Source organism: bacterium, assembly GCA_030655055.1.
GTDB lineage: Bacteria > Edwardsbacteria > AC1 > AC1 > EtOH8 > UBA5202.
In genome coordinates this window covers 1-11231 of the sequence record JAURWH010000096.1, presented here as the reverse complement: position 1 = coordinate 11231, position 11231 = coordinate 1, and the positions used below count along the sequence as shown (strand labels likewise).

At 52.0% G+C, this 11231-nt stretch carries 8 protein-coding genes; all 8 read right to left on the bottom strand.

Features of this window, described 5'->3' with window-relative positions; translation table 11 throughout:
* Nucleotides 1–321: 321 nt before the first annotated feature.
* The gene (locus Q7U71_04280) at nt 322–1656 is read right to left on the bottom strand and encodes a hypothetical protein (GenBank protein ID MDO9390974.1); all 1335 of its coding nucleotides are present in this window, start codon (nt 1654–1656) and stop codon (nt 322–324) included.
* A gap of 207 nt (nt 1657–1863) precedes the next feature.
* Nucleotides 1864–2601 (bottom strand): hypothetical protein, encoded by a 738-nt coding sequence (locus Q7U71_04275; GenBank protein MDO9390973.1) that lies wholly within the window; start codon nt 2599–2601, stop codon nt 1864–1866.
* Between the two features lie 346 nt (nt 2602–2947).
* Nucleotides 2948–5140, bottom strand: coding sequence for a LamG-like jellyroll fold domain-containing protein (locus Q7U71_04270; GenBank protein MDO9390972.1), 2193 nt, complete (start codon nt 5138–5140; stop codon nt 2948–2950).
* Between the two features lie 32 nt (nt 5141–5172).
* Complete coding sequence (locus tag Q7U71_04265) at nt 5173–6384, bottom strand: phosphoglycerate kinase (GenBank protein ID MDO9390971.1); 1212 nt, start codon at nt 6382–6384, stop codon at nt 5173–5175.
* A 300-nt stretch (nt 6385–6684) separates the two neighbouring features.
* Complete coding sequence (locus tag Q7U71_04260) at nt 6685–8181, bottom strand: SUMF1/EgtB/PvdO family nonheme iron enzyme (protein MDO9390970.1); 1497 nt, start codon at nt 8179–8181, stop codon at nt 6685–6687.
* A 161-nt stretch (nt 8182–8342) separates the two neighbouring features.
* Complete coding sequence (locus tag Q7U71_04255) at nt 8343–9806, bottom strand: SUMF1/EgtB/PvdO family nonheme iron enzyme (protein ID MDO9390969.1); 1464 nt, start codon at nt 9804–9806, stop codon at nt 8343–8345.
* Nucleotides 9807–9847: 41 nt separating this feature from the next.
* Nucleotides 9848–10489 (bottom strand): MBL fold metallo-hydrolase, encoded by a 642-nt coding sequence (locus Q7U71_04250; protein MDO9390968.1) that lies wholly within the window; start codon nt 10487–10489, stop codon nt 9848–9850.
* Nucleotides 10486–11016, bottom strand: coding sequence for an NUDIX hydrolase (locus tag Q7U71_04245; protein ID MDO9390967.1), 531 nt, complete (start codon nt 11014–11016; stop codon nt 10486–10488). The genes Q7U71_04250 and Q7U71_04245 overlap by 4 nt, the downstream gene beginning before the upstream one ends.
* Between the last annotated feature and the right edge of the window lie 215 nt (nt 11017–11231).

Genomic DNA, 11231 nt, shown 5'->3' with positions numbered 1-11231 from the left:
CTACAGCCCCACTTATATGCTTTCGTGTTGTGCCGGACTCCCCTGCGTCTTGTCCCTGAATGGCAACCCTGCCAAACTGCTAAGGGAAGCTACAGCCCCACGACTTATGGCATCCTGAGCTGGGCTATAGATAAGACCAACCGAAGGATGCTTCCGTTTTTTATATTGAACCTTGCCTTTGGCAATCGTAAATGACAGGCAATGTCATCTGTCAGCTTGTCAGACAAAGTTAAGTAATTATAACAGATTTTTTGTTTTTTGCAAGGCAAAAAGAAAACGGCCCCGGCAAAACCGGGGCCGTTTTAAGCAAGTTGTCAGGAATTAGAAGGCGTAGGTCATGCCAATGGAGGTGATGGGCTCGGTATGAGTTAAAGTACCATCGTACATAGTACCATCATTGTCAATACCGCTCATGAAATAGCCCAATGAATACGGGGCGTTGTTGTTCATCTTCACATCCACTGCCAGCTTGCCGAACTTGAAGCCCAGGCCGAAGGCGTAAAAATACGGAGCATCAGTATAGGAATATTCCTCGGTGGAAGCTGTTCTTTCATACTTTCCGGAATAATTCTGCAACAGCTTGGCTGCTCCGGCGCGCAGGGTTAGCCACTTCAACAGGTCAATTTCCAATCCGGCGCAGAAGCCGGGGAAGGTGAAGGTGCTGTTCTCTTCGGTGTTGACGCCCACTCCGAACACACCCATGGTGTCTTCGATGGTCTCGGTGTACTGGCTGACCAGCAGACCGCCCACGATGGTGACGTTCTCGGCCGGCTTGTAGTTGCCGCCAAAGGCGCCGCTAAAGCCGAAGCTGCTGGTCTTACCGCCCTCAGCGTGGATGGCGGTATCAACATAAGATGTCTTGTAGGCCACCGAGTTCATGCTCAAACCTATAACCGGTATCAGAGCAAAATTATCGGCCATGCCGTAGCTGGCGCGCAGGCCGAGGTCCAGCCCCATTCCGCCGTCAGATTCGATGGTGGCGCCGTCCTGGGGTGGGGTGGGCCAGGTGTAATCGTACTTGCTTGAGAAGCTCTGCATCTTAACTGAGAAAGCCAGGTCGGCACTGGTGTTCTCGTTGACGTCAATGGCCACGTTGCCGTTGATGTCCCAGATGCTGGCGGATCCTTCGCCCTTTTCGGTAGGAGTGGCTGTGACTGTGTCGCTGAAGTCGTAAGAAGTGGAGGAACCGGCCCAGCCCAAGTGCAGGCCCAGTTTCAGGTTGTCCATCTTGCGGGCATAGAAGACATGGAAACGATTGTCCGGGGCGGGAATAACCAGATTATAACCCATCGGGGACAAGGCCACCAGTGCGTTGGAGGTGTTGATGTCATTGATGGCGCCGTTGAAGAAGTCCGCGCCCAGTATCTCGTGGTTGATGTCCAGCCCCACCACTCCGTAGGTCTGCTCGGCGTTGGAGAACAGCACTGCGGCCGAACCGTATGTCCAGCCGTAATCGCTGGTGACCGGGAAGCTGTTGCCCATTTCGGCGGCGATCAACCGGGGATAGGATAACGCTGCTGCGGGCAGGAAATAGATATCGGTGTAGTCGTCAACGAAGATCGAGGCCGGGCCGAAAGTGGCCACCCGGGTCTCGGTGGCGGCTGCCATGCCGAACATGATTGCCATTAAAGCCAGAACAATTAATGTTCTCTTCATTTGGTTGAAACCTCCTAAGTTTTGTTGATGGGTTATCTAGTTAATTACGATAAAGATACCACAACATATTGTGGTTTGTCAACAATAAATTGACATTTTATAGCAATTTTTTACGGTGTTTAATGGGATGCCCAAACTGCCTGGCAAAGCATAAAAAGGGCGCCATGATCAGGCGCCCTTTTTATCAAGACACTCCCAAATATTCTATTAGAACCTGATCCCCAGCGTCAGGCCTATCGTCTGAAAACCTAAATCCATGGTGCTGGTCAAGGGGTTGTTGTTTGTTGTAGTGACCGTGGTAACAGCACCGCCGGTCGTATACGAGTCCGTGATGACACTCTCATCCTTTCCCTCGCTGGACATGTTTACCCCCAACTGGTACTCGGCCCCCAGGCTGATAGCTTCGGTGATGAACCATTCCGCGCCCAGAAAGACTCCCCCTCCAAAACTGGTGGAGCTGATCTCGGTCTTCGTTGTGTACCTTTCCGTATAGTCTATCACCGTGCCGTTGTTGGTATAAGTATTAGTAAAGCCCCATTCGCTGGTGTAGGAGCTCATGCCGAACCCGCCGCCAATGCCGGCATTGATATTTACCGCACCCTTGGTCACCAGGGTTTTTTCTATGGCCAACTCCAGACCAAAACTGGTGGTGTTCTCTTTGGCATCATCATAAGTAGTATGCTCCCGGTTAATGGCTGGACCGCTGGAATCTGGTTCCTGCACTGTGGTCCGGCTGGTGATGCCGAAAGTAACGACCGGGCGCAGGGCCAGGCCCGGCGACAGGTAGTACTTCATGCCAAAGCCGCCGTTATACAGGCCGGCGTTGACGAAGGCCGCGTTGAACAGCAGCGCCTTGTCGCCTTGTTCGGTTCCCTTGGCTGCGTCAACGGCATAGGATGAGGCAGCAATGGCCAGGACCGCCAGGACAAGCAGGGTTTTCTTCATGTTGGGTGGTACCTCCGTTAAGATTAATGTGGGTTAACTAAAATGGATCATATTAAAGGATGACATCGAGTCTAACCATTGTTGTCACCCTGAGACTTACAATTAGCACACCTGCCGAGCCTGCCGAAGACCAAACCTCGCACCTGGCCAACTATGTAACCCTGAGATTTGCCCTGCACTGCCCGGCTGGACCTGCTGAATGTAATATCGAAGGAACGGCTCCTTGATTTGCAAACCAAAGGGTCAACTATGGATTCACCGCAAGACAAGTGGGATGAGGGTCACAGAATGACATTCGTGTGAAAATACAAAACTATTTGTCAGTCAGCGCCGACACCCCGGGCAGCTACCGGATCACGGTTATCTTGGTGCCGGTGCTCAATGCCCCCCAGGCCAGGCGTATAAAATATACCCCATTGGCCACGCCATGGCCCTGGCTGTCCCTAAGGTCCCAGATGATCGTGTGATTCCCGGCGCTTTTCAGACCGTTGACCAGCGTTGCCACCCGCGCCCCGGCCACGTTGTAAAGTTCAATGGCTACTGGACCTGCTTTGGGTAACTGGTAATTGATCTCTGCCTTGATCCTGGTTGGATTAGGCCTGGCCGGTGACAGCCTGATATTTTGAGGCAAGATGGCCGCATCCTTTTGCCCTTCCACCCCCGTGCTCTGAACGATGAACTTCCAGGGCGTTGAAAACGCCGACCAGTTGCTGATGTTGTCATAGGACCGCACCCGCCACCAGTAACTCCCGTCGATCAGCGGGGCCTGCACCCTGTAGCCCGTGGTGTCCACGTTTACCGAGTCTTCCAGCGTGGTGAACAGGCTGTCGCCGCTGACCTCGAAATGGTAAAGCCATACATCGGCCACCGTCCCCCAGTGGAAATGCGGCTGGCTGTCGGCCACCACCGCCCCGCTGTCCGGTGAGATCAGCACCGGAACGGCCGGGGCAGACGCGCTGATGTTGAACTTCCTGACCGCTGCCCAGCTGGAGCTGTCGATGCTCCGGATGGCTCGCACCCGCCAGAAATAATTGTTGTAGACCAAGCCGGCGGCTGTGGTCTGGGTGTCCGGCGCGTTGACGGTGCGGTTGACCTCGTAGGCCGCAAACGTGCTGTCTATTGAGACCTGCACCCGGTAAGAGGCTGCACCATAGACTCCGTGCCAGCTCATCCCCACCGTATGGCTGCCCAGAGTGGCGTTGGGGACGGGCGCGATCAGCCGCGGTATGATGCTGGTCTTGAACCAGCGCTGTTCCGAGTAAACAGACCAATTGCCGGCCGAGTCGGCCGCCTTCACCTTCCAGTAATACAGCGACTCGGGGAGAATGTAACTTATCCGGTATCCGGTGGTGTCGATCGTGGCAGAGTCGGTGCAGACCAGACCGAGGCTGTCACTGGTCACCAATATGCGATATCGTCGGGCTCCGGCCGACACGTTCCAGTGGAAACGGGTTATGCTATCGGTGAGGGTCGCCCCGTTGACCGGGCTCACCAGGGTCGGCGGCGCCGGCGGGATGGTATCGATCCGGAATTTGGCCGTATAGGACCAGGCTGTGGTGTCGGCGGCCCGGTAGGCCCGCACCCGCCAGAAATAATTGCTGAATATCAGGCCGTGGGCCGTCACGGCGGTGTCCGGAGCGGCAACCACTTGGTCAAACTCAATGCCGCCAAAGGTGCTGTCCGGGGAGGCCTGAACATTGTAAGATACCGCAGAATCCGAGGCATGCCAGAGAAAACTGACGTCGTGGCTGTTGACCAGCTGATTGTTGATGGGCGAAATCGGGGTTGGTACCCCCGGGACGGAAGAGGACTCGTTGTATAGTTCTGTGATCTCGGAATCGGACAGGGCCCGGGAGAAGACACGTATATCGTCCAAGCACCCCTTAAGGTTCAGGTCATATGTCGAACTGCCGCTCTGCCGGCTGCCGATAGAAAGCTCATGCGTATTGGTACTCATGCTTGACGGCATCGAACTGCTGTTTGCTATCACCATTCCATTTTCGTAGATCTTGGCGGTATTGCTGGCGCCGTTATACACCACCGCAACGTGTATCCATTGCCCAACCTTTCCGGCTGTCAACCAGCCAAAGGCTTTTGCGAAATATGCCGTGCCCCCAGACCGGCAAAGGAAGCGCAAGGCGGTGCCTGCATCGGCAATATCAAATGAATATGATTCGCCCCCTGCACCCGTCCCCTTAGCCACTATGGGACAACCCTGGTCTGTGACCGGGTACTCTCCGGGTTTGATCCAGGCCGATATTGTCACTACGGTGGTCAAGTCCAGGCTGCTTGCATCTGGGACCAATATGTAATCATTAATCCCGTCAAAATTGTAGGCAAAACTCGAATTCCCAAACCTGTCCGCGGCCAAGGCGGCACCATAGACCGTGCCGTTGTTACCCTGCCCGCTGGCATCATCGGCGTTCCCGCTGAACGGGTACCAGGCCACCAGTCCGGTCGTATCGATTTTTGCCATACCGCCCCAGGCCAGCGACGACGCCAGGATTATGAGAGAGATGCTGAATAAAACCTTTTTCATACCGCACCTTTGATAAGTTAATTTATCAGCAGTTATTTGTCCGTCAATGCCGCCACGCCGGGAAGGACCTTGCCCTCCAGGAACTCCAGGCTGGCCCCGCCCCCGGTGGAGATGTGGGATATCTTGTCCGCCACCCCGGAAAGGTGCACGGCCGAGGCCGAATCCCCCCCGCCCACGATGGACTTGGCCCCGGTGGCCGCCACCGCTTTGGCGATCTCGAATGTCCCCTTGGCGTATTCCGGCGTTTCGAAGATCCCCATCGGCCCGTTCCAGACCACGGTCTTGGCCCCGGCAATGACCTGGGAATACTCAGCGATGGTCTTGGGGCCTATGTCCACCCCGGCCATGCCGGACGGAATATCCGTCACCGTTTTGGGATTGACGAAGCTGAAGGTCGGCTTGCCCTTCTTATCCGGCTGGCCCTCCTTCTTTTCGGCCGCTACGTGGTCAGAAGGCAGCAGGAACCTTATTTCCCGGGATCTTTTCAGGATCTCCCTGGCCAGGTCCACTTTGTCCTTCTCCACCAGGGAAGAGCCGACCTCCTTGCCCTGGGCCAAAAGAAAGGTGTAGGCCATGGCCCCGCCGATCAGGATGGATTCGGCCTTGGGGATCAGGTTCTCTATCACCGCGATCTTGTCCGAGACCTTGGCCCCGCCCAGAATGGCCACGAAGGGATGATCGGGCTTATCCAGGGCGGCCGAAAGATAGTCAATCTCCTTTTCCATCAGGAACCCGGCGGCATTCTGCTTGAAAGACTTGGTGACCCCCTCGGTGGAGGCGTGGGCCCGGTGGGCCGTCCCAAAGGCATCGTTGACATAAAGGTCGCCCAGTTCCGCCAGCTGTTTGGCAAAGGCCTGATCGTTCTTCTCCTCCTCGGCATGGAAGCGCAGGTTCTCCAGCAAAAGGACCTCGCCCTCCTTCAGTTCCTGGGAAAGCTTCAGTGTCTCTGGGCCGATGCAGTCGGCGGCGAACTTGACCGGCTTCTTCAGCAGTTCCGCCAGCTTGTCTGCCACCGGCTTCAGCGTGAACTGTATGTTCACTTGCCCGTCGGGCCGTCCCAGGTGGGACATCAGGATGACCTTTGCCCCATGTTCCATCAGGTAGTTGATGGTGGGAAGGGCTCCCACGATCCGGGAGTCGTCCTTGATGGCAAAGGTCTTCTTGTCCTGGGGCACGTTGAAATCCACCCGGACCAGGACCTTTTTGCCCTTTAATTCAAGATCGCGGATATTAAGTTTTTTCATTTTTATCTCCTTAATATTTATTTGCCGTTGCCGACCCGGTGGTTTCGATACATTCCTCACAAGTTCGGAACACTCAACCACCGGATTAAGTCATAGGTGTCTGAGTGGCCGCCGTAGGCGGATTTACATATGACTTCATCCATTAAGGTGTCTGAGTGACCGCCTCGGGCGGTTTTATCGAAGACACCTTCTGTGCTTCTGCGTCAGGGATCAAAGGAACGGGTTCTCCTCCCGCTCGGCTCCTATTGTAACAAAATAGGTAATACCTGTTCTGAAAAAACACTAATAAACAATGATTTCTTAATGTGTTTTAGGTTCCCATAATTTTTTCCCCTTTGCAACACGAAATCCTATGTCTCTGAAGCCAAAACCTGTCTCGCTACTGCTCCGTTTTCCCGTGCGGCAGTAACTGTAATCGAGACCCCACGATCCACCACGATAAACACGAAAACCTGGGATGCCTGGACCTTGGGGGTTGCTATCCGGTGGTGAACTACTGTAGTAGTTATCATCATAGTTGTCATGGCACCATTCCCATACATTGCCAATCATGTTGAAACAACCGTATGGTGAAACACCAGATGGAAAACTGCTTACCGGAGATGTATAGGGATAATTGTCTCCGTTACCATTGCTATTGCATTTGGATTGATCCCATTTGTTTCCCCAGGTATATTTTCTACCATCAGATCCCCTGGCCGCTTTCTCCCACTCGGCTTCGGTCGGAAGTCGAAGGCCGGCCCAATCACAATATGCTTTGGCGGCCACCCAACTAACGTTTACAACTGGGTAGTCAGGTTGGTTGTTAAAGCTGGGCTGTTCAGGCATTGTTCTGCCAGTAACATTGCAATATTTTTTAAACTGCCCTACTGTAACCTCATATTTTCCGATGTAGTATTTATCCAAATATACAGTATGCACGGGTTTTTCGTCATCTTGGCCATCTTTGCTTCCCATGGGAAAAATACCGGCAGGGATTTCTATAAGAACCGAGCCGTCTATTGGGTTTATACTCTCACCTATTCCATTTCCATCAATTGTAGCCTTAGCTGCAATTGTTGAGACAGATGCTTGAGCCATATTATTAATTAATGTGGCAATAATGTTGGTGGTTAGGTCTTTACCTAAGACTACGGATGTATCGTATTGTTGATACCCGTATTTAATCAAACTAATTTGCAATTCGCCAGTTTCAATTTTATCAAGCTTAGCTGGGGTTTTCCCCACTTCAACCCCTTCTATCAATATCTTGGCGCCACTCGGTTTGGAGGATATAGAAATATTACTGTATTCAATATTTCTTTTTAACGAAGTTACTTGGAGTTTGGGCTTCCATTTGCATAGTTCCTCGGCTGCTTCTTTCATTGCCCCTAACAGAACTGAAACATCCCCGGTGTATTGCTGGGAAAAGGCCCTGTCTATCTCCCCGGTTTTAATATCTATCATCCTTAGTTCTACTGCAAAAACATTTCCCATCTTACCTATTGTTCCCCCGACAATCTTCTCTACGCCCAACATCTGCCCAGCTTCCACTAAGCAAGTGCTTTGGTCACAGGCGCCGCTCTGTTGGAATCCTTGTTCTTTCAATATCTCGTCACGTTTGGAACGCTCCACAATTTTAAATCTTCCCAACTTCACAAACTCATTGAGAAGTTTGTCTGTCAGCATTATTACTTCTTTGCCGGTTAACCCCTCGGTGACATTCAGATCCATCACGGAAACTGACAACTGTTGGGATGAGGACATTACTGGTGATAGCAGGACTAAAGAAAAAATAATGGAGAATAACAATTTCATTACTGAACCTCAAATGTATGATTAATTTGATCATTTTAGATCAAACACATAACACCCCAAACATATATTACTCAGTCCACCATATGTGTATTGGCAATGAGGGTAATATTATGGATTGCAATCATCTATCACAGGAAAGAATACGTTTTATAAAAAATATGTTACTTTGCCGGACGAAAACCGACATTCAGGTAGTTTCTGCCTTCGTGCGCACCAAAACTACGGTAGGCAGTACGACAGTAATAATTCTGTAGTTTCCATGCACCGCCGCGCATTACCGAACCAATGCCAGTTTGCGGCCCCGTAGGGCCGCTGCAAGGGGAACTGCTATAATATTTGTTGTTGTACCAATCATTACACCACTCCCATACATTACCTGCCATATCATGACAACCATAGGGGGAAATTCCCAAAGGGAAACTACCCACTGGCGAGGTATAAGGATAATTGTCCCCGTTTTCACTACTATTACACATGGTGCTGTTCCATTCATTTCCCCAGGGATATTCTCTGCCCTCCGTTCCTCTTGCTGCTTTCTCCCATTCAGCTTCAGTCGGCAACCTAAGCCCGGCCCAATCACAGTAAGCTTTAGCGTCACACCAACTAACATTTACTACCGGGTGGTCCTCCCGGTTGTTCCAGTTTGGTTGCTCAATCATTGTTCTACCAGTAACATTGCAAAACTTCTTAAACTGTCCTACTGTCACTTCGTATTTGCCGATGTAGTATTTATCTAAATAAACCTTATGCACAGGCTTCTCTTCAGGGCTTCTATTGTTACTTCCCATAGAAAAGTCGCCTTCTGCAACTTCCACCAGGATACTGCCATCCTTTTCGTTCCTAATTTCTCCCTTGCCGAGAGGGGAAAGGAGTACATTCTGAGGTTCAGCCTTTAGGTCAGGCGTTTGCGTTATGGGTGTCTTGGATAATAGGGCATTAATGCTGGACGGAGATTCCTTGCCGATGGTTACAATAGTATCGTACTGTTGATACCCATACTTTATCAAACGTATTTGCCAAGCCCCTGCTTCTATTTTATCAAGCTGGGCTGGGGTTTTTCCCACTTCGACTCCGTCTAGTATTATCTTGGCGTCACTTGGCATGGAAACAACTTTAACGCTGCCATATTCTATTTTTGACTCAATAGCTGTAACAATTGCCCCCGGCTTCCATTTTGAGAATTCCTGGGCCGCATCCTTCATAGCGCTAAGCAATGCCGATATATCACCGGCAAATTGCTGAGAAAAGGCTATGTCTATTTCGCCTGTTTTTATATCCATCATCCTCAATTCGACTGCATAAACTTTGCCTAACTTTCCAATTGTTCCGCCAAACATTTTTTGAACTCCCAACATCTGCCCGGCTTCTACTAGGCAGACACCCTGGTCGCAAACTCCGGACTGTTGAAATCCCTGTTCTTTCAATAGCTCGTCTCGTTTGGTGCGTTCAATCACTTTAAAGGTTCCCGCCATTACTAACTCATTGATCAGTTTGTCTGTCAACATTATTGCTTCTTTGTTGGGCAACCCCTCGGTTATATTCAAGTCCATTACCGATACTGTCATCTTTTGAGCACTAACGGCAACACCTATAACCAATACCAACAAGAAAACCATTTTATTCATTTTGTAAAAATCTTCCCTGTAAAATGATTAGATGCCTAAACCTACAGAAACGGGTTCTCCTCCCGCTCGGCTCCAATAGTGGTCCGGGGCCCGTGGCCCGGCCGGACCGAGGTGGCATCCGGCAGCACCAGCAGTTTTTCCTTGATGGACCTGATTATCTGATTCTCGCTGCCACCCGGCAGGTCGGTGCGCCCCACCGAGCCAGCGAACAGGGTATCTCCGGAGAAAAGCGTCCCGCCCACCAAAAGTCCGATGCCGCCGGGGGTATGGCCCGGCGTGTGCAGCACCTTCATTTCCAGCCGGCCCAGCATTATCACATCGCCGTCGCTTAACAGCCGGTCCGGCGGCGGTGAGACCAGGTCCATTCCGAACATCTCCGAACCGTTCTGCCGGGCCGAGGTCAGCATGCCGGCATCATCGGCATGGATGCACAGCTTGGCCCCGGTCTCCTTAAGCAAAGCCCGGTTGCCGGCGATATGGTCTATGTGCCCGTGGGTGTTGACGATGTACTTTACCGAGAGGGCGTGCTGCTGGATGATGTCCAGAATGGTCTGGACCTCCCTGGGGCTGAAGGCTCCGGGGTCTATCACCGCCGCCTCCTTGGTCTCGGGACAGGCCGCAATGTAGCAGTTGGTCTCCACCAGCCCCTTGGCCACCACGGTTTGATAGATATTGGGCTTCATAGCTTGATCCCTGCGGCCAGCAGCGCCTTGCAGACGCAGGCGATGGTCATGTCGTCCCGGATGGCGCCGCTGAACAGGGCTTTCTTATATTCGTTAAGTTCCCACATTTTACTTTTCATGTCGGCTTCGGAATGATCGCGCCGGGGCGGGGCAAACGACAGGTCTTGGGCCAAAAAAAGATGGAAACGGTTGACCACCGGATCATTCGATTCGATGAGACCAAGACGTTTCCATTTTTTGGCGCTGATGCCCGCCTCCTCCAGCAGTTCGCGTTTGGCGGCCTTGAGCGGGCTTTCATTGTCGTTAAACCCGCCGCAGGGGACCTCCCAGACCCGCTTGCCCCAGGAATGACGGTACTGTTGGACCAGGCAGACGGCGTTGTTTTGAAGGGCCACTATGCTGACCGCATCGCCCACCTCCACCACCCCGTAAAGTCCGGCGGACCCGTCAGGCCTAAGGACCTGGTCCTCATGGACGGCGATCCAGGGATTCCGATAGACCAGCCTGCTTTTGGTTGTCACCCACATAACCATCAAATCCTAATCCCTAATCTCTAATTCCTAAATAATTTACAATCACTAAAAACCCAAAGGTCAAAACAGTTTTTAGCATTAGAACTTTGAATTTGTTTAGGATTTAGGAAATGGGATTTAGTGTTTCAGTCTTTAGTTGCTTCCTTCTTCCCCTCGGCCTTCAGGTCCAGGTTGAAATCCTTCCAGCCGGCCAGCTGGCTGCCTTTCAT

Excerpts from the sequence above, each read along its gene's own strand:
- Q7U71_04270 (MDO9390972.1), bottom strand. The coding sequence starts at position 5,140 with ATGAAAAAGGTTTTATTCAGCATCTCTCTCATAATCCTGGCGTCGTCG.
- Q7U71_04275 (MDO9390973.1), bottom strand. The coding sequence starts at position 2,601 with ATGAAGAAAACCCTGCTTGTCCTGGCGGTCCTGGCCATTGCTGCCTCA.
- Q7U71_04280 (MDO9390974.1), bottom strand. The coding sequence starts at position 1,656 with ATGAAGAGAACATTAATTGTTCTGGCTTTAATGGCAATCATGTTCGGC.
- Q7U71_04260 (MDO9390970.1), bottom strand. The coding sequence starts at position 8,181 with ATGAAATTGTTATTCTCCATTATTTTTTCTTTAGTCCTGCTATCACCA.
- Q7U71_04245 (MDO9390967.1), bottom strand. The coding sequence starts at position 11,016 with ATGTGGGTGACAACCAAAAGCAGGCTGGTCTATCGGAATCCCTGGATC.
- Q7U71_04250 (MDO9390968.1), bottom strand. The coding sequence starts at position 10,489 with ATGAAGCCCAATATCTATCAAACCGTGGTGGCCAAGGGGCTGGTGGAG.
- Q7U71_04255 (MDO9390969.1), bottom strand. The coding sequence starts at position 9,806 with ATGAATAAAATGGTTTTCTTGTTGGTATTGGTTATAGGTGTTGCCGTT.
- Q7U71_04265 (MDO9390971.1), bottom strand. The coding sequence starts at position 6,384 with ATGAAAAAACTTAATATCCGCGATCTTGAATTAAAGGGCAAAAAGGTC.